Origin of the sequence: Telmatocola sphagniphila, assembly GCF_018398935.1 — a bacterium.
Taxonomy (GTDB): Bacteria; Planctomycetota; Planctomycetia; order Gemmatales; family Gemmataceae; genus Telmatocola; species Telmatocola sphagniphila.
Window position 1 is genome coordinate 6,146,872 of sequence record NZ_CP074694.1, and the last position, 18,173, is coordinate 6,165,044.

The following is an 18,173-nucleotide window of genomic DNA, read 5'->3' on the forward strand; positions in this document are numbered from 1 at the left end:
GGCAACCGTCCGATGAAAGTACTTGCGTTCGGGGCAAATGTCGGGATACTGGAATATATGATCTCGCTTTACCGATTGAAACACACCGTCAAGCTAGGGCTGCGCAGTCTGGCTGCCCACCAGCTTCGTTCGTTTCTTACGATTCTCGGGATTGTTCTGGGTGTTGGCTCGGTAATCGTCATGCTCGCCGTCGGCGAAGCTGCCCGTTATGAAGCCTTGAAGCAACTCGAAGACCTGGGCGCGAACACCATCATCCTGCGCAGCGTCAAACCGCAGGATGAAGCCGACAAAAAAACGAATACCGATATTAGCGCCTATGGCCTGACCTTTCCCGATCTCGCTCGCATCCAGTCTACTATTCCCAGCATCACCAGTGCAAACCCCATGCGGGAATTTCGAAAGACAGTCCGCCATCTCGAGAAGAATCTCGAAGCCCGCATCGTCAGCATCACTTCCGATTTTCTGAAGCAGAACAACATCAAGCTCAGCCAGGGCCGGAATATCAATGAAGTCGACGAACGCACCTTCGCCAACGTGGCGATCATCGGCTCGGCCACCGCGGAGAAGCTATTCCCGACCTCTGATCCCATCGGGCGCACAATCAGCATCGACGACCTGGAAGGGGCCAAGTCGTTCGTCATCATCGGGGTTACCGAGCCGAAAATTCTGGCGACCGGCGGTCAAACCGGTAATAGTGCCGATTTCAGTCGCGTCGTCTTCATCCCTTTCTCCAGTGACCGGGCCCGTTTCGGCAGAGAATTGATCTCGATCAAGGCCGGGATTCAGATCGAGATTATGGATATGAGCCAGATCACGGTCACTGTCGATTCGACCGATCGGGTAAAAGCGACCGCCCGCGTGCTGGAGAGCCTGATCGAAGCCTACCATCCGAACAAGGATGTGCAGATCGCCGTCCCGCTGGATCTTTTGGAAAAGGCGGAAAAGACCCAACAGTTGTTTACACTTGTTCTCGGGGCGATTGCCATGATCTCGCTGGTCGTCGGCGGTATCGGTATTATGAATATCATGCTGGCCACGGTGACCGAACGAACTCGCGAAGTCGGTGTCCGTCGATCGTTGGGAGCCAAACGAAAAGATATTGCCTTGCAATTTTTGGTGGAGACGCTCGTCTTAACCTGCACCGGGGGACTTTTGGGTGTGGGCATCGGCATCGGCCTGACAGAAATCATTACCGAGGTATTCGGTCTGCCCACAATCATACAATTGTGGTCCCCCCTGGTGGCTTTCGGAACCTCGGTTCTGGTAGGTTTGGTTTCGGGCAGTTATCCGGCTCGTAAGGCGGCTCGACTCGATCCGATTGAGGCTCTGCGGCATGAATAGGTTGACAAGGGAAGAGCTTGATGAGAAACTGCTGACAAAATTACTATTTGTAAGCCGATGAGCTTACATTCTATAGATAATCTGTTTATGTTGTTTTCTACGCGTTTACGGCGACGACCCACCCCGATTTCAAGTTAGAGTGCTCCAAAATGCGCAGGTTGATTTTCTTCCTCATCCTCTTGGCAGGTATTGGCGGCGGCGGTTACTGGTATCTCGCAAACACCAATACGTCCCAGATTTCGTTCCGGAAAGAACCGATTATTCGCGGCGATCTACTTGCATCGGTCAGCGCGACGGGAACTCTGGAACCGGAAGATGTCGTCGATGTCGGAACTCAGGTACCCGGATTGATCAAGGAATTCGGCAAGGGCACCGATGGCCGGTTTATCGATTACGGTTCGCCGGTGGATGACGGCACCGTACTGGCACGGATTGACGATTCGCTATTCGTTTCCAAGGTCGATCAGTCTCGGGCATTGCTCCGTTCTTCGGAACAGAAAGTCGGTCAGGCCAAAGCCAAACTGGAACAGGCCAAAGCCAAGGTGGAAGAAGCCAAGGCAAACACCCAGCGTTCCCAAGCGGACGTGAAACAGTCGATTGCGAAAGCCAATCAGAGCAAGCGGGATTGGGAGCGGGCCAAGAAAATTGGTGTGAGCGGTGCCCAGTCTCAATCCGATTACGATTTGGCTCTCTCCAATTTTGAAATCAATAACGCCGCCCTCGCTGTTTCGGAAGCGGTTGTAGTGCAGAACTTGGCTGCCGAAGTGGATGCCAAGGCAGCGGTGGGAGATGCCGAAGCGGCGGTGGGCGATGCCGAGGCCGCGGTGATGACGGCTAAAGCCGCCTTGAAGCAGGACGAAATCAACCTGGGTTATTGCACTATTACCTCGAACGTCAAAGGCACGATCATTGACCGGCGTGTCACGTTGGGGCAGACGGTACAATCGTCCTTCAACACTCCCAGCTTGTTCCTGATCGCCAAGGATCTGACCCGCATGGTGGTCTGGGCTTCGGTGAACGAAGCCGACGTGAGCCAGATTCGCGTGGGCCAGACCGTCACTTTCACGGTGGATGCTCATGCCAATCGCAAATTCACCGGCAAAGTGAGCCGGATTCGCCTGAATGCGACCAATACCAACAACGTGGTCGTCTACACGGTCGAAGTCATTACGCCAAACGAAGACGGCAAGCTGCTGCCCTATATGACGGCAAACCTGCAGTTTGAAGTCGACTACCGAAAGGATGTTATCCTCGTTCCCAATGCCGCTCTTCGCTACCGGCCTTCCATTCAAGCTCAGAGCAAAGTGATGCAATCTCCGGCCCCGTCCAATGATCCGGTCTCGGATAAGGAGGGAAAGGCTACCAAAGAATTTCCCAAAGCCACTTCGCTCGTCTGGGTCGAAGAGAACGGCATGCTGCATTCGGTGTCCGTAACGCTCGGAATCAGCGACGGCAACAGTACCGAGGTTGTCGGCGGGGATCTTAAGCCGGATATGCAGGTGATCGTCGGTGAGGTGAAGGCCCTCGCCACGGATCAGGGACAAAATCCGTTTGCGATGAAATTCGGCGGCAGCCCGAAGAAAAAATAGCCGTCGGAAGGAGATTCGCGAGCATGCAACTGATTACCGTCGAAGACGTCTGGAAAATCTATCGACTCGGCGAACAGGAAGTACCCGTTCTCAAAGGTGTTTCTCTGACCGTCGCCCAGGGTGAGTTAGCCGCGCTGATTGGGCCTTCCGGCGGCGGAAAATCTACCCTGATGAATATTCTGGGCTGTCTGGACCGACCGTCGCGGGGCAAGTACTGGCTCGATGGCGAAGACGTTTCCGAACTGACGCCCGAAGGCCGGGCTACGGTTCGCGGCCGTAAGATCGGTTTCGTCTTTCAAAGCTTCAACTTGCTTTCGCGAACCTCCGCGCTCGACAACGTGATGATGCCTTTGACGTACGCTTACCCGCGTCCGACGGAGCGCGAAGGCCGCGACCGCGCCGTCGCGCTGCTTGAAAGAGTGGGTCTGGCGGAGCGAATGCACCATTATCCTTCGCAACTCTCGGGCGGTCAGCAGCAACGTGTGGCGGTGGCCCGCTCGCTGATCAATAATCCTTCGGTGCTTCTGGCCGATGAACCGACCGGGAATCTCGATTCCAAAACCAGTCGTGAAATTCTGGAGATGTTTCAAAAGTTGAATGAAGAAGAGGGGCTGACCGTTCTCATCGTAACTCACGATCAGAACGTGGCGGCCACGGCCAAGAGATCGATCAAAGTTATGGACGGTTTGATTGTCTCGGGTGCGTTTGCCCCCGGTACCGAACCGGTCCCTGCATAAGCCGGAGTGAGATCGAAATGAGTTTGTTGCCTCCGACCTTCCGTGTTGCGATTCTGGCTCTACGACGCAACATTCTGCGCTCGGCCCTGACCACTCTGGGGATCGTCATTGGGGTAGGCGCTGTGATTGCCATGGTCGAGATCGGACAAGGATCCAAAAAAGCGGTTTCCGAAAGTATCCAGAGCCTCGGCGCCAATACGCTTCTGATCTTCCCCGGCCAGGCTGCGAGCGGCGGCGTGAGCTTTGGGGGGGGTAGCACCCCGACACTCACACCCGGCGATTGCGATGCGATCATCAAGGAAGTCCCGACTGCTTATGCCGTGGCTCCCACAGTGCGCGCTCGAACTCAGATCGTCGCGGGAAATAAAAACTGGGTTCCCCCGTCGATTCTGGGCACCACACCGGAATATCTCAAACTTCGGGACTGGGATATCGATGAAGGCCGGGCATTCACGACTCAGGAAGTGAATGGCTCGGCAGGCGTCTGCCTTTTAGGTCAGACGGTGGCCCGCGAACTCTTCGGTTCCGAAGCGGCCGTGGGGCAGACGGTCCGAGTCAACAATACGCCTCTGACAGTAATCGGGATTCTGGCTCGCAAAGGTGCCAATACCTTCGGTTCGGATCAGGATGATGTTCTCATTGCGCCTTGGCGAACGATCAAATTCAAAGTCTCTGGCCAAACGGCTCAGACTACGAACCAGAGCGCTTCCGCGGCGGCTTCGGCAACGGGTACGGTTTCCACCAGCAAATTTCCCAGTCAGCAGCCCAATGCGTATCCCCAGCAGTCGACGACTCAGGCCGCCGATTATCCCGCGCCACCCTTGCCGACTTTTGTCGATCAGATCAGTGTGCGCATCGAGAACGAAGAGGAAATTCCAGCGGCGATGAATCAGATCAAAACGCTGTTGAGGGAACGGCATCGCGTGAAAAACGCCGACGATTTTTATATCCGCGACACGGCAGAACTCACGGCGGCGGCGATGGCTACTTCGAACCTGATGAGCGCTCTGCTACTGGCGGTGGCGTTGATCTCGCTGGTCGTCGGCGGGGTGGGCATCATGAATATAATGCTCGTTTCGGTGACCGAACGGACCAAGGAAATTGGATTGCGCATGGCCGTTGGGGCTCGACCGAAAGATATCCTCTGGCAGTTTCTGGTAGAGGCGATTGCACTCTGTCTGATGGGGGGTGCGGTGGGTGTGGCACTCGGAAAAGGAGGCTCCTGGATGCTGCGGAGCCTGTTAGGCTGGAGAACAGAACCCTCGGTTCCCGCTCTAGTAGCCTCGGTGGCCGTCTCGGCCTTTGTCGGCGTGGCCTTCGGTTTCTACCCGGCCTGGAAAGCATCGAGATTGGATCCCATCGACGCTCTCCGATACGAGTAATCAGGCCGCTTCGCGCTGCGAGCGTTTCACTTCGAACAACTGGCCGTGAGCATGCGGCAGGTTCCGCGGTCCGACAGCCCCGTCTGGCCGACCTTCCCATTTATGTTCGCGAAGACTGGTAATAACTCGCTCGGCCAGTTCCAGAGCATCGCGGCCATCTTCGCCGGTCACTCGCGGCGTCAGGTTCAACCGCACGCATTTCACGAAACTCTTCAACTCGGAAGTCAGCTGATCTTCCGGCCGGTCGCACTTCATGTCGAGCGAATTCAAATGCTTCGTGAAGACATCATTCTGGAAAGAGGCTCTTTGTGCGGGATCGAGCCGATGCATCATCAGGCCATGCTTTCGCAGTTCTTCCGAAGGCTGGACCAGTACCAGCCGCTTTCGGACGAAATCGATACCGGCATATCCTTCCGAGGCCCAGACTCGCAAGCGCCGCTTGGCATTCGGGCTGATGCGACTGGCGGTGACGTGGGCCACGCATCCGCTTTCGAAAATAAATCGGGCATTGACCATGTCTTCGTGGCCGCCGAACACCGCAGCGCCGAGTGCATCGACGTGGGTGACCCGTGAACCGACCAGAGAAAGCAGTAAATCGATATCGTGAATCATCAAATCGAGGACGACGCCGATGTCGGTGGAACGACCGGTGAAAGGTCCGTGTCTTTCGCATTCGATGAAGCAGGGATGCATCGGACGACCGGCCAGTTCTTCGAAAGCCGGGTTGAATCGTTCGATATGGCCGACCTGCAGTGCCACGTTGGATCGTTTAGCGGTGGCGATCAGATCGTCCGCCTGGGCCACCGTGGTCGCGATCGGTTTTTCGACGAGAACGGGAATCCCTTCTTCCAGAAAGGTCTTGGCGACCTGATGGTGGTAGATCGTCGGAACGACGACGGAAACCGCGTCGACTTGGCCGAGCAGTTGATTGAAGTCGGAGTAGTGGGGAACGTTGAGTTGTTCGCCGATGATCTGCGCCTGATCGCGGCTGGTATCGGCCACGCCGACCAGTTCGACATCCGGCAGTCCATTGAGAATCCGGGCATGGTGTCTGCCGAGATGCCCCACTCCAATCACGGCCATTCTTAGCTTCATCGTCACTCTCTGTGCTGAGTATTCCAGGTTCGTTCAAGCCGCTCGGCGATTCTCTTTCTGCAAAGCTTTTTCATGCAGGTCCAGAATCGACCGGGCCAACTGGACGTTGAGCGGATGCCCGGAACGATAAGCCAGAATCTGTCCAACCAATTCGATGCCCGAAAGTGCGATATCCCCCACAAAATCGAGCATTTTGTGGCGGGCCGGTTCATTCGAGAATCGAAGCGTGTTATCGATCAATTTCCCTTTAGCACCGAACACCAGAAGTTCCGAAGCTTTCAAGTGTTTGCCGATACCCAGCGCTAACAGGGCCGAGGCTTCGGATTCGAGCACGAACGTCCGACACTGGGAAAGTTCATGCTCGAAGTTCTGGGGCGTCAGCGGCATTGCAAAGCTTTGCGGCTGTATCGACGAGCGCGGCCCGTAATCCAGCCGGTAGTTCAATTCCAGCTGTCGGGTGTCGCCGGGGTGGAAGGAAAGGGAGGCGTCTCCTTTTTCCACTTTGATCGGGCGGGTAATCCCCCAAATGGTGCGCTCGGCCACCTGTTGAACTATTCCCGACGAAGTAATGGCCGAGACGAAAGCCCGGGCAGAACCATCGAGTCCGGGTGGTTCGCAGGCATCGAGTTCGATTCGGCAATTATCTATCTTCAAGCCGGCCAGCGAAGCGAGTAAATGCTCCACCAGCGTGACTTGCACGTTGCCAATTCCCAGGGTGGTGCGACGATTAGTATCGATGACCATGTCGGCGCGAGCCGGTAGAACTGGGGAATTTGGTAGGTCGGTGCGAACGAAGACCAGGCCGGTATCGGCAGGTGCGGGCAGCAGTTTGACGTGGACGTTGACTCCGGTGATGAAGCCCACGCCCCGCATTGAGATCGGTTTTGCCAGGGTCCGCTGCTGCCGTGTCGCGATCCTTCGCAACGCGGGTTGTGGAGCAGCGTCCTTCCCGGAAGGGAAGGGAAGAATCATCCTTGATTTCCCCAACGAAGACGGACGGACTTATCTCTAGTCCGTCCAATAAGGTTTTGATCGGTCCCCAAAGGACCGAAATTCAACTTAGTTTTTCAAACCAGCACCGACCGGCTTAACGTGCGGATCGGCCGTTCCAGCGCCCGCGGTGGATTTGGGAGCAGGATAGCGTTGATTCAGAGTGTCGACGACGTACTTCGTGATGTCGATATTTTTGTGGTAGAAAGGCATCAGAGCCGGGGTCTGCAGCTTAATCTGTGCAACCACCGGGGAATCCATGTCCTTCTGCTCGGAAGCATCGGGATAGGCCATGACGAGTTCCAGGCCGTTAGCTTCGGCGATGGCCGTGATGGTTTCCTTGATTTCCTTGTAAACGGTAACGACGGTATTGTTCGACATTTCACCCAGGGTCTTCTGAGCCTGCTGATCGATGTCTTCGATTTGGCGCGTGATGGCTCGCATTTCCTTGTCGAGAGCTTCTTTCTTGGCGGAGTCGCTGATGGTAGGCAGCATTTTGTTCTTTTCGCTCAACTGCATGCGCAGATCATTGACCTTGGTCAGGTAGCCCTGGCGCAGTTCGGAGATCTGCTTGCCCATGGCGTTGGCCTTGTCGTAATCCTTCAGAATTTTGGCAATGTTCACGATCGCCATCTTGGGTCGGTAAGCTTCGGGCTTCTTTTCCTGAGCCATAACCGGACTTTCCAGATGCGACGCAGCCACGCTGGCGAGCAATGCCGCCAACACAGCCAGACCAATAACTTTTTTCACTTTCCTTCTCCTCTTCCGTGAGATTCTGGCAGGCGCTGTAGCATGCGCCGATCGTTGTTGAATTCCAGCGACTTATAAACGATGATTTCGAGGGGGTCAATGGCAGCTTCCCGGGCTTGGAAAGTTGGTGGATTTTTCCCAGTTTCGAGACGGAAATCTGGCAGATTAGGTGGTCTGCTCGCGGTTGCGGTAAGCTGGGGGGATTGAGTCCGGTCCGTTCTGTTTTCTCTTCGGTAGAATTGAGTTTCAGAGAGTGGATGAGGCTTAGGGAAGGCAAAAAATTGGACGTAAGACTATCAGGAATATCTACTTGTAACAATAAATTAGTTAAGATCAAATTGCTTATCTCTTTGTGGTCTAACGCGGATATCTCAGGGTCTATGTAGGGCGGATTGGAAATTCTTCGGTCGTACAGTACAGATTGTCGAACTGGAAAGAATGCTCAACCACACTTGATTTGATGGATGATTCACCCAGTCACTGCCAGGCATCCGTTCGGGGGGGAACCACTTGTATTCGCTGCCACGGATAATCTAAAATAGGGGTACATCCTTTTTCACCCTCTCAGGAGTTCACAAAAATGAGTTTGTTGCGTGTGGGATTATCTGAGACGAAGGACTTCGCGGAAGGTTACGAAGCCATTTTCGGCAAGAAGACCGAGGCCAAGAAGGAAGAACCGAAGGTCGAGGAAGGGCCCAAGCCGACTTCGGAGAAGGCCGATCCACCGGCCAACCCCTTCCGTAAAGGCGAAGGGATTGGCTGCTGATTCTTATTTTGCCGTCAGACTGCCGGCGAGTTTCAGCATGTAAGGTTCCATATACTTGGCGTCGCGCGGGTTGCACTCCGCGACTACCACCACAACTTTGCCGGGAATCGACAGCGCCGAAACCACGAACAGCTTGTTCGAACTGGCGGCCTGCGAATCTTTGCTGTAATACCGGGTGACCTTCGTATCTCCTGCCGCGGTTTGTCCCTCGGCAGGAGCATCTTTTGCTTCTTCCAGAGTCGTTTTGCTTTCCGCCGCGGCATCCTCTTTGGCTAAGCGCTCTTCCAGATACTTCTTCGCCATCTGCTGCGGCTCGCCCGCCTTATCCAGTTCCAGAACGAGAGCATCGGCCACCGGTACGAAATCAATTCCCTGCGATTTCGGATTTTTGATCGGGAACTTGCCGCGCAGGGCAATCGTAGCCCGAGGATCGATATCTTTCGGGGGATCAATGAAGGTATCGCGAGTGTTCCCGGTGAAATCGCTTTGATCGGTCGTCCTTCCGATCCAGACTCCATCGAAATCGGTTATCGAGTAAGCGCCCTCTTTCAGTGCGAAAGTTTTTGTCGACGATTTCTTTTCCGACCAACTCTCGCGGCGATCCAGTAACCCGAAGCGCTCGCGAATATCGGCAAAGGGTTCCAGCAATTCTTTCACCGTATCCGAAGCGGCCCAGGCAAACATTGCATACGTGATCCCCTTGTAGGACATCAGATAACAATCGCCGGTCATTTGTACGCCGCCAACATCCCCGGTATAGACGTAATATCGCGCCGTCCGGCCTCCGAGAGTCTTCCTGGAGTCGGTTTTCTGTTCGAATTCCACGTTCTTGAAAAATTTCTTCAGACGGTAGGTCATCTCATATTCTTCTTCCGCCGGTCGAGGATTATGGTCTTTAAAATCTTTGGCCGCCAGGGTCACCCAACCGTCGGGGCCGGAGTGTTTCAGCGAGAAAATGTTGATGTCCATCTGAGCGCGGACGTCGCTATCGGTCTGCCAGTCCTTGCCGGGATTATTGAAGCTGAAGTTGTAAGTGTCGTCTTTTCTCAACCCGGTCACCTGAGTCGTGGCGTCCAGGGGATTGCGATTCACCATCTTGTAAATGGTCAATAGCGTCACCAGCAGGGCGGCGAAGATCCCGACGAAAATCAGGATCATCTTGGGCACGTTATTGCTGGCTTGGTGCGGACGATAATTTATGGTTGCGATGGGCTCGCTGGTCACCGGTTCCGGTGGAGCTGTGTTTTGAGCGAGTACCTGCCCGGCCGGTGGGGCTGTGTTTTGAGCGAGTACCTGCCCGGCTCGGTAAGGAAACCGCGTCTTGCACAATGGGCAGGTAACCATCGCGGCCGGGGGTAGTTGCCGGGTGTCAAAGAGGTAGGTACAGCCGGGTTTTGGACAAGGAAATGTGGTACTCATGCAAGATCACTGCACTGGTGTAAAAAATCGGAGCTGGTCTCAATCCCCGACCTTAGTGCATTCTATGGAGAATCCGCGTTTTTCTCTCTTAAGTCGCATGGCTTGCCGACCATCCCAGAGATCCTGGAACGTCTGGTAGAACAGATCGCGCCGCCAGCCCTTCAGCAGAATGCTGTCGCCCGTCGTTTTTTTGGATTTGAACGACTTCACCAGCCACTTCAGATCGGACTGCGTCGCAACCAGGGCAGGATGCAGCGAATTCTGCTTGCAGATGCTGGCCATAACCGCCGAGAAAATCTGCACGACCCAGGTGTACTCGTCGAGGTCGGGTTCGCGAGGCGTGACCTTCGGCAGCTTGTCTTCGGGGATTTCCATACCCCGGAGATAGGCCTGATAGAGCTGTTCGGTATCCCGGGAAGAGATGCCGCGCAGGGTTTCGAGATCTTTGGGAGAGCGCGGCGTTCGTCGGGCAATCTCCAGGATCAAATCGTCGCGCAATAAAAACCGGCTGGGTCGATTCAAGCTCTCGGCCCGGCTCTCCCGCCACTCGTACACTTCGCGGGCAATTGCCAGTTGCCGCCGGTCGAGATTGCCCACGCCTTTGATTTTCCGCCAGCGCTCGGTTTCCTTGTTGTCGCGCACCGCCTTCTGACAGTACTTTTCCCACTCGTCTTTCAACCATTCCTGACGATGTATTTTTTTCAATTTCCGTTCCACTTTTCGGTAAATCGGAATCAGAAATCTCACGTCGTCGAAGGCATAGGCCAGCTGGCGGTCGCTGAGCGGTCGCTTGCTCCAATCCGTCAAAGTTTCGCTTTTATGAAGCCGTATTCGCAAAGTGTCCCGTACCATTCCGGCATAACTGATGGGATAGTGGTAGCCGATCAGTCCCAGGGCGATCTGCAGATCGAAGAAGTGCAGGGGCATTTTTCCCGTCGCGGCTCGTGCCATCCGGGCTTCTTCCCGGCCGGAGTGAACGATTACCGTTTTCTCGGGATCGAGCAGAATACTCCAGAGTTTTTTGATATCACCCAGCGCGATGGGGTCGATTACGTAGAGGGATTGCTCGGTGGAAAGCTGGATGAGGCAAAGTTCGGGATTGTAGCTTTGCTCGCCGATGAATTCGGTGTCAAAGCCAATAAGGACTTCGCTCTCCAGTTGGGTGCAGCACTCGTCGTACTGCTCCGGAGTGTCGATGAAGATTTCGGGAAGTGCAGCCTTCATCCGGAAATGATATGAACGGTTGAAAACTCGGCGAGCGTCCGACTCAGATCGGACGCTCGCACGGGAGAATCAAAAGGAATCAGGCACTTTTCTTTTCGGGCAATTTCTCGAACATCGGCAATTTACCGCGGACCACATCCTCGGTCACCGTGTGACGGCCTTTAACCTCGAGATCGGGAAGTTCGAACATAATGTCGAGCATGATCTCTTCCACAATGCTCCGGAGGCCGCGAGCTCCCGTGTCCCGTTCCCGCGCCTTGCGGGCGATTTCGCGTAGAGCCTTTTCTTCGAAGACGATTTCCGCGCCTTCGATTTCGAAAAGTTTCTGATACTGGCGGACCAGAGCATTCTTCGGCTCGGTCAGAATTCGGATGAGTGCTTCTTCGTTCAGCGGATCGAGCGGAGCGATCATCGGCAGTCGGCCGACGAATTCCGGGATCATTCCGAACTCGGTCAGATCGTCGCTGGTGACCTGGCTGAGCAGCGAGCCGAGATCTTCGTGTCGGTGTTCGTTCTGGGCGCCGAAGCCAATCGTCTTCTTGCCGATGCGCTTGGAAATATGTTCTTCCAGTCCAACGAACGTACCGCCGCAGATGAACAGGATATTCGAGGTGTCGATCTGGATGTACTGCTGTTCGGGGTGCTTACGCCCCCCCTGCGGCGGTACGTTGCTCACGGTGCCCTCGAGCATCTTCAGGAGGGCCTGCTGAACGCCTTCGCCGGAGACATCGCGGGTGATGGAAACATTTTGCGATGTCTTGGCGATTTTGTCGATTTCATCGATGTAGATGATGCCACGCTGGGCCGCTTCGATGTCGAAGTCGGCGGCATGCAACAGTTTCAGCAGCAGGTTTTCGACGTCTTCGCCGACGTAGCCCGCTTCGGTGAGCGTGGTGGCATCGCCGATCGCGAAGGGCACGTCCAGGATTTTCGCCAGCGTGCGGGCCAGCAGCGTCTTGCCGCTGCCGGTCGGCCCGATCAGAAGAATATTGCTCTTCTCGATTTCGACGCCACTGCGATCGGACGCGTTCAGGCTCAATCGCTTGTAGTGATTGTGAACGGCGACCGAAAGAACTTTCTTGGCTCGAGTCTGGCCGATTACGTATTGATCGAGCTTTTCCTTGATCGTCCGGGGTGCCAGGATATTGGACGTCTGGGTCTTCCCCGTCGTCCGGCGTCGCTTCTCCTGATCGATGATCGAGGAGCAGAGCTCGATGCACTCCCCGCAGATGTAGACATCGCCGGGGCCTTCCACTAAGGGACCCACGTCGCGATGGCTCTTTCGGCAGAAAGAGCAGTACGCGTTATGATTTCTCCGAGCGCCCGTTGGTCGTCTGGTGGTGTCGCCCGTGTCTTTCGTCGCCATGAAATTCCCCGGAAGGTTCTACAAGAAGCCTGAGCCCTTGAGTTATTGGTTCGGTTGTGGGGGGTCCGAATCCTTCGGAGGCGCCTGCTGCGGGGCCGGCTCGGGGGGAGTTTTCCCCAAAGCTCGCTGCCCGACTCGTTTAAGAATACGGTCGTATTCTTCCCTGCTGAGTTCGCCCGATGCCAACATGGCTCGGTAAGAGGTAACGCTGTCCAGATCGGTATCCTCATCGGCCAGTTGCTTGCGCTTCCAGCGTTGAAGGATGGCGATGATGATGGCACCCACAATTAAGGCCACCACTATCAGGGAGCTTGCGGAAAGAATCTCCGGACTCAGTAAGTCCAGTTTCTTCTTTTCCACAACCACCTCATCTGCCCAGATTACCCAGAGGGACGAACTCATTGCAGCACCTGTTTTCTACTGACCGGAGAAGTTATACCGTCTCTCTGTAGAAGGCGGATCTCACCGGTCGTCCGTCCACGACCAATTATACCGCTAGGGGAAATTCCTGTAGGAAAAACTTATTCATAGATTCATTCAAGTTCTAGTCCCGAGGCGCCACAACAGGCGCCCTCGGACCTTTTGCGACGACCGGATTCTTAGGCGTTTCGGGAAGCCTGAACACTTGTCATTTTTACAAGAAAACACCGGGTTTCGCTCCCTATCCGGACTTGTCGCTCAACCGAGCTGAAACCGCTCAGGAGAAGTCCCTTTGGCAACGATGACAATACCCCCCTCGCTGATGGTCAGTCCGCGCCGCTGCTCCAGTTCCAGATCGTACCCCAGCACCGTCCCGGTCGGTAGCCGGACTCCTTTGTCAATAATCGCGTTTCGAACCCGGCAGTGCCGGCCAACCTCCACCCCTTCGAAGAGAATCGAATTTTCCACCAGGGAATAGCTGTTCACCCGAACGTTCGGCGAGAGAATGCTCCGCCGGACGTGCCCGCCCGATAGAATGCAGCCCGAGCAGATCATGCTATCGTGGGCCTCCCCCCGACGGACCTGCCCGCTGGCCCCTTCTTCGGAGAAAACGAACTTCGGCGGCGGATACTGCGGGTTAAAAGTTCGAATCGGCCAGGAAGCGTCGTAGAGATTCAGAACCGGGTCGACCTCGACCAGATCCATATTCGACTGGTAGTAGGCATCGAGGGTGCCGACGTCCCGCCAGTAGGCTTCCGATTTCAAGTTGCGATCCCGAAAAGGGAAGGCAAACACGCCGTGGGTGGGTATCATCCGGGGAATAATGTCTTTGCCGAAATCGTGCGAACTGCCCGGCTGATTCGCATCCTCACACAACAGTTCCAGAAGCAACCGGGTGGAAAAGATATAAATTCCCATCGAACCCAGGCAACGGCCCGGATCGCCGGGCATCGACGCGGTTTCCTTCGGCTTTTCTTCGAATCCGACGATGCGATTGTCGGAATCCATTTTCAGAATGCCGAAGTGCCGACTTTCCGAAAGCGGGATCGGTATGCAACCGATGGTTAAATCCGCTCGTCGTTCCCGGTGGGATTCGACCATGTCGGCATAATCCATCTTGTAGATGTGATCGCCGCCCAGGATCAGAACGAGATCCTTGTCCTCTTTTTCGATACTGTAAATATTCTGATAGATGGCATCGGCCGTGCCCTGATACCAGTTTTCGTCAATTCTCTGTTGCGGCGGCAGCACTTCGATCGATTCACCCAACTCGGCGGAAAGAAAGTTCCAGCCCCGGCGGATGTGGCGATCCAGACTCTGAGCTTTGTACTGGGTCAACAGCAGAATGCGGCGTAGCCCACTGTTCAGGCAGTTAGACAGGGTGAAATCAATGATCCGGTATTGTCCCCCAAAGGGAACAGCCGGTTTAGCGCGGTCGCGAGTCAAAGGTTCCAGTCGAGTTCCTTTGCCGCCCGCTAGAATAACAGTCAGAGTGCCCCTCATCCGAGCCTCCGCGGAATGGCGTTCCCCTCAATCGGGTGTTCGTATTATCTCAGGGCCTGGGGACTTTCGCAAGTTGGACTTGCGCTGAATTTTGCAGGCAATTGAAGATAAGTTGCCATTCTTGCCGCGGCGGGTTGGCGAATCCTGATTTTCACTTCCGGTAATCGGTGATTTTGTTTGGACGATCTTTACTCATGCGGTAAAGTACTCTCTTCATATATTTCGTTGTCCTACGCATTGCCATATGTTCATGCGTTTATGGATTATCGGTTTACGCGGTCTGTCGCGGGGATGGCCCGGAGAATGTCATGAGCAGAAACACACCCACAAAGAATCGAAAAGTCACTACCGCCGCCAAAATTGCCGGAGTGGACGAGAAAACCATCGATAGTCTTTTGACTATCTTCAAAAGCCTCTCGGACAAATCGCGCCTGCAGATTCTGTTGATGCTGGCCAAAGAGGGGGAATTGCACGTCACCCAGCTTTGCGAAGCCCTCGGTCAGTCGCAACCGGCCGTCAGCCATCACCTGACCCAGCTGCGCAATGCCGAACTGGTGGCGTACCGCCGGGATGGCAAATACAACCATTACAAAATCGATTCCGACATGGTTCTGGAGATCGTGGGCAAGTTCTATCCGAATGCCCGATCCTCGCAGCGCAAGTTGGTCTTCGGCGAAATGGAATTGAATTTCAAAGCCAAATAATATCGGCTCTCAGATCCAGTGCAGACTTCTCAAGACGACGGCGACAATCAATCCGATGATCAATGGCCCGGCGACGCGTCTCACTAAAGAGAAGGGATTGGTGCCCGTCAACTGGGCGCTCATCAAAGCCACCGCGGCGAACGGCGACATGGTTCGCCCGGCCGCTGAAGCAATCGAAACGAGCGCACCCACATCCATTGGATCGTGCCCCAAATTAATCGATGGCTGAACGAAGATCTTGTACAGGCTCGAAGTAGCGGCCATCCCGGAACCGCTGACGTAAGCAAAAGCCCCGGGGATGATGGTCGCGAGCGGCAATAAGGTCGATTCGTGATCCTTGATGAAACCTTCAATGCGATCAGCAATGCCGATCAAGCTCAGTGACTTGCCGAAGCATTGAGCGACCACGATCAGCGAAACAATTTCAGCGAACGCATAGCCCACCCCCTGAAAGAAGGATTTGGCAATTCCCGGAAACTTACCCGGATTCGACGCCGTCGCGACGATGCAGCCCAGGAGCATGGCCGTGCCGATCAGACGGGCATCGAAGAGCTGGACCGACTTGGCATCGGTCAACCATTGCTTGGGAATCTGAATCCACGACAGAGGCGGACCGGTCACAATCAAAAATGCGAGCGGCAGAAGCGGAACAATCGCTTGGAAGTAATTCACGGGAAGCTGCGAACTGGGTTGCGGTTCGGCCTCTTTGTCTCGGACGATCCGTTTTTCTTCGCGAGTTCTCAACAGCCAGAAAACCAGCGAAGCCACTAACAAATGCGGCAGAATCAACGGCAGAATGCTACGCATAACCGTTTTGGAGTCGACATTCAAAGCAATGGCCACTGTATTTAACTCGGGTGCTCCCGGGTTAAAAAGTTCGCCTCCAATCGAGGCCCCGAGCAATAAAGTCGAGCCGATGGTTAAAGCCGAGAACCCGGCCGCTTTCATAATGGGCACCACCACCGTGCCAATGCAAACCGCTGTGCTCGTCTGGCTGATCACGGGAATGTTCACCGTGAAACCGACCAGGATAACACCCGGAATCAGAAAAAATCGGATCCTACGAAGCGGATTCGTCAGAAGTCGTACAAGATGCTGGTCGCATTCGGTATGCTTCAGCACATAGGCAAATCCCATGGCGCAGCAGATGGGCACGACGAATTTTTCGGCGCACAACGTAATGAAGAATTCCTGAATGATCTTTTCGACACCCCCGGCCAGCGCACCGATGGCTAAAGCGCACCCCATCAGGCCCAGGCGAACATCCACTCCCCGTAACACCAGGGTGATTGTCAGCACGATCAATAAGCAGGAAACGAGAATCATACCGACTAGATGGCCTTTTCGGACGCCGGGGAATGAGCCGAGAAAATCAGCGGCACGCATTCTGGCGTGATTGCGGCCCAAAGGCAAACCGAATTTTGCCAACCGGGGAGAAAGGGCCCAAGTTTCCGGAATTGTGCGGAAATAGTTGCGACGGGGAGATTGCAGCTATGGGAAATGATTCGAAATTCGGGATGGTGATCGGCCTGGGAGTGGTCGTTGCCACGGCATTTATGATTTTTCCGAAGATACCGAATGGGAAAACTCCGGCACCTGAGTCGACGAATATCTCCGGCGGTGGGGTTTCTCCCCGCGGTTCATCGAGTACTGCTACGGAATATTCTCTGACTTCGCAGAAAAGGGAAAAACCGGCGACCGACTTCGAATTGCCGGACCCGCTTAAAATGAGCCCGTGACCGCCGCAGTGTTATCGGGTGGCAGGACATCGGTCTTCCGCATCCGCAGATAGACGAAATAACCGAGTATCCCGACGGCATAGTTGGTCACTCGCACCGTAAACCGCATCACCACGCCAATGATGACTGGCTTCTTGATCAGCTTGTAAAGCTCACCAAAAACCGCCTCGCCCCCTCCGACACCGCCGGGAGTCGGAACGAATGCTTCCAGAGCCATACCCGTCGGACAAATCAGAAGGTGCTCCCCGACCGTGCCTACATCCTCCGTATTGGGAGTGACTTTGAAGGTGAGAGCCGCACAGTGATAGGCCAGCACCCAGCCGCTGCAACTGACGAAGCACATCAATAGGGCGACAAAAATTGCCTTGGGTTTTTTGCGGTACATCCGGATCGCGAACCAAACCTCGCCCAGACTCTTGCCGAGTTTCGGAATTCTGAGCAGAAGTTTACGAAGGGATTCTGCCCGCGAATCGCTAATCAACCCGAGCAGGAACCAGACGACGATGGACGTTAAAATCAGCCCGAAAGGAATCTGCAGTAGTCTTTGCAGAGAGGGATTATCGGCCACGATGGGATCGCCGACGATCCAGAAGTAGCCGCCGACAATCGCCACAATCCAGAACATGGCCCACAGCCCGACAATCCGATCGACGAGAATCGTCGATATCGCGGCCGCCCGGCGATTGGGATGCTGATGGTAGATTGCAAAGCCTTTAATGACATCGCCACCGACCGAACTGGGGAGAATCGTGTTGAAGGTGTAGCCGACCAGTCCTAATCGCAGCGCATCGTAAAGTTTGAAAGGAATATCAATCGCCCGAACCAAATAGTACCAACGAATTAAAGTTAATAATAAGCTGCTAATGGACAATATGAAGACGAGTACCAGCGCTTGAATGTTGATGGGATTATTAAAAATGTTCCGCAGGCCGGGAATTTCCTGCCCGTCGGCACCAATTTTAGGATTCCAATTCGTCCAGAGAACGTAGCCGAGCAGGGCGAGCCCCAAGGCAACTTTCAACAAATTTCTGAGCAAAGACGATTTCAAAGCTGGTCCTTGAGTTTCTGGGTATCCCCGAATGTTAGGCATTTTCCTAAGAATTGATGAACCTGTCCAGCGCAATTCTTTCCGGATCGGTTGCGGTTAT

At 54.8% G+C, this 18,173-nt stretch carries 17 protein-coding genes; 7 read left to right on the forward strand and 10 right to left on the reverse strand.

Going from position 1 to position 18,173, the window contains the following annotated elements:
• Positions 1 to 12: 12 nt before the first annotated feature.
• The 4 genes from KIH39_RS24550 (at position 13) to KIH39_RS24565 (ending at position 5,049) form a co-directional block, all read left to right on the forward strand.
• Positions 13 to 1,341, forward strand: a complete 1,329-nt coding sequence (locus tag KIH39_RS24550; protein ID WP_213496482.1) for an ABC transporter permease — start codon at positions 13 to 15, stop codon at positions 1,339 to 1,341.
• Between the two features lie 149 nt (positions 1,342 to 1,490).
• A complete protein-coding gene (locus KIH39_RS24555) occupies positions 1,491 to 2,930 on the forward strand; it encodes an efflux RND transporter periplasmic adaptor subunit (RefSeq protein ID WP_213496484.1) in 1,440 nt (479 codons plus the stop codon).
• Positions 2,931 to 2,953: 23 nt separating this feature from the next.
• Positions 2,954 to 3,667, forward strand: a complete 714-nt coding sequence (locus KIH39_RS24560) for an ABC transporter ATP-binding protein (RefSeq protein ID WP_213496486.1) — start codon at positions 2,954 to 2,956, stop codon at positions 3,665 to 3,667.
• Between the two features lie 17 nt (positions 3,668 to 3,684).
• A complete protein-coding gene (locus KIH39_RS24565) occupies positions 3,685 to 5,049 on the forward strand; it encodes an ABC transporter permease (protein ID WP_213496488.1) in 1,365 nt (454 codons plus the stop codon).
• Here the strand turns inward: KIH39_RS24565 and KIH39_RS24570 are convergent, their stop codons facing one another.
• From KIH39_RS24570 to KIH39_RS24580, 3 genes are all read right to left on the reverse strand, one after another.
• Positions 5,050 to 6,144: a Gfo/Idh/MocA family protein gene (locus KIH39_RS24570; protein ID WP_246539423.1), complete on the reverse strand. Its 1,095-nt coding sequence runs from the start codon at positions 6,142 to 6,144 to the stop codon at positions 5,050 to 5,052.
• A gap of 33 nt (positions 6,145 to 6,177) precedes the next feature.
• Positions 6,178 to 7,116, reverse strand: coding sequence for a UDP-3-O-acyl-N-acetylglucosamine deacetylase (gene lpxC / locus KIH39_RS24575; RefSeq protein WP_213496490.1), 939 nt, complete (start codon positions 7,114 to 7,116; stop codon positions 6,178 to 6,180).
• A gap of 87 nt (positions 7,117 to 7,203) precedes the next feature.
• Positions 7,204 to 7,884 carry an OmpH family outer membrane protein gene (locus tag KIH39_RS24580; RefSeq protein ID WP_213496492.1) on the reverse strand — a complete coding sequence of 227 codons (681 nt, stop codon included), beginning with the start codon at positions 7,882 to 7,884 and terminating at the stop codon, positions 7,204 to 7,206.
• A 580-nt stretch (positions 7,885 to 8,464) separates the two neighbouring features.
• On the opposite strand from KIH39_RS24580, the gene KIH39_RS24585 reads away from it, so the two are divergent.
• Positions 8,465 to 8,650 (forward strand): hypothetical protein, encoded by a 186-nt coding sequence (locus tag KIH39_RS24585; RefSeq protein ID WP_213496494.1) that lies wholly within the window; start codon positions 8,465 to 8,467, stop codon positions 8,648 to 8,650.
• Between the two features lie 3 nt (positions 8,651 to 8,653).
• Here KIH39_RS24585 and KIH39_RS24590 read toward each other — a convergent pair whose 3' ends face one another.
• The 5 genes from KIH39_RS24590 to glgC all read right to left on the reverse strand — a co-directional run bounded on the left by KIH39_RS24590 (position 8,654) and on the right by glgC (position 14,582).
• Complete coding sequence (locus KIH39_RS24590) at positions 8,654 to 10,069, reverse strand: BRcat domain-containing protein (RefSeq protein ID WP_213496496.1); 1,416 nt, start codon at positions 10,067 to 10,069, stop codon at positions 8,654 to 8,656.
• 39 nt (positions 10,070 to 10,108) lie between these two features.
• The gene (locus KIH39_RS24595) at positions 10,109 to 11,293 is read right to left on the reverse strand and encodes a ribonuclease D (protein WP_213496498.1); all 1,185 of its coding nucleotides are present in this window, start codon (positions 11,291 to 11,293) and stop codon (positions 10,109 to 10,111) included.
• A 79-nt stretch (positions 11,294 to 11,372) separates the two neighbouring features.
• Entirely contained in the window at positions 11,373 to 12,659 is a 1,287-nt protein-coding gene (gene clpX / locus KIH39_RS24600; RefSeq protein WP_213496500.1) for an ATP-dependent Clp protease ATP-binding subunit ClpX, read from the reverse strand.
• Between the two features lie 42 nt (positions 12,660 to 12,701).
• The gene (locus KIH39_RS24605) at positions 12,702 to 13,061 is read right to left on the reverse strand and encodes an SHOCT domain-containing protein (protein ID WP_213496502.1); all 360 of its coding nucleotides are present in this window, start codon (positions 13,059 to 13,061) and stop codon (positions 12,702 to 12,704) included.
• Positions 13,062 to 13,337: 276 nt separating this feature from the next.
• Positions 13,338 to 14,582, reverse strand: coding sequence for a glucose-1-phosphate adenylyltransferase (gene glgC, locus KIH39_RS24610; RefSeq protein WP_213496504.1), 1,245 nt, complete (start codon positions 14,580 to 14,582; stop codon positions 13,338 to 13,340).
• 308 nt (positions 14,583 to 14,890) lie between these two features.
• Between glgC and KIH39_RS24615 the strand changes: the two genes are divergently transcribed.
• A complete protein-coding gene (locus KIH39_RS24615) occupies positions 14,891 to 15,286 on the forward strand; it encodes an ArsR/SmtB family transcription factor (RefSeq protein WP_213496506.1) in 396 nt (131 codons plus the stop codon).
• A gap of 9 nt (positions 15,287 to 15,295) precedes the next feature.
• Here KIH39_RS24615 and dcuC read toward each other — a convergent pair whose 3' ends face one another.
• Positions 15,296 to 16,672 (reverse strand): C4-dicarboxylate transporter DcuC, encoded by a 1,377-nt coding sequence (gene dcuC, locus KIH39_RS24620; RefSeq protein WP_246539424.1) that lies wholly within the window; start codon positions 16,670 to 16,672, stop codon positions 15,296 to 15,298.
• 107 nt (positions 16,673 to 16,779) lie between these two features.
• Between dcuC and KIH39_RS24625 the strand changes: the two genes are divergently transcribed.
• Positions 16,780 to 17,025, forward strand: a complete 246-nt coding sequence (locus KIH39_RS24625) for a hypothetical protein (protein WP_213496507.1) — start codon at positions 16,780 to 16,782, stop codon at positions 17,023 to 17,025.
• Here KIH39_RS24625 and KIH39_RS24630 read toward each other — a convergent pair.
• Positions 17,009 to 18,046 (reverse strand): lysylphosphatidylglycerol synthase transmembrane domain-containing protein, encoded by a 1,038-nt coding sequence (locus KIH39_RS24630; RefSeq protein ID WP_213496509.1) that lies wholly within the window; start codon positions 18,044 to 18,046, stop codon positions 17,009 to 17,011. The two genes, KIH39_RS24625 and KIH39_RS24630, sit on opposite strands and share 17 nt — an antisense overlap.
• Positions 18,047 to 18,173: the final 127 nt, after the last annotated feature.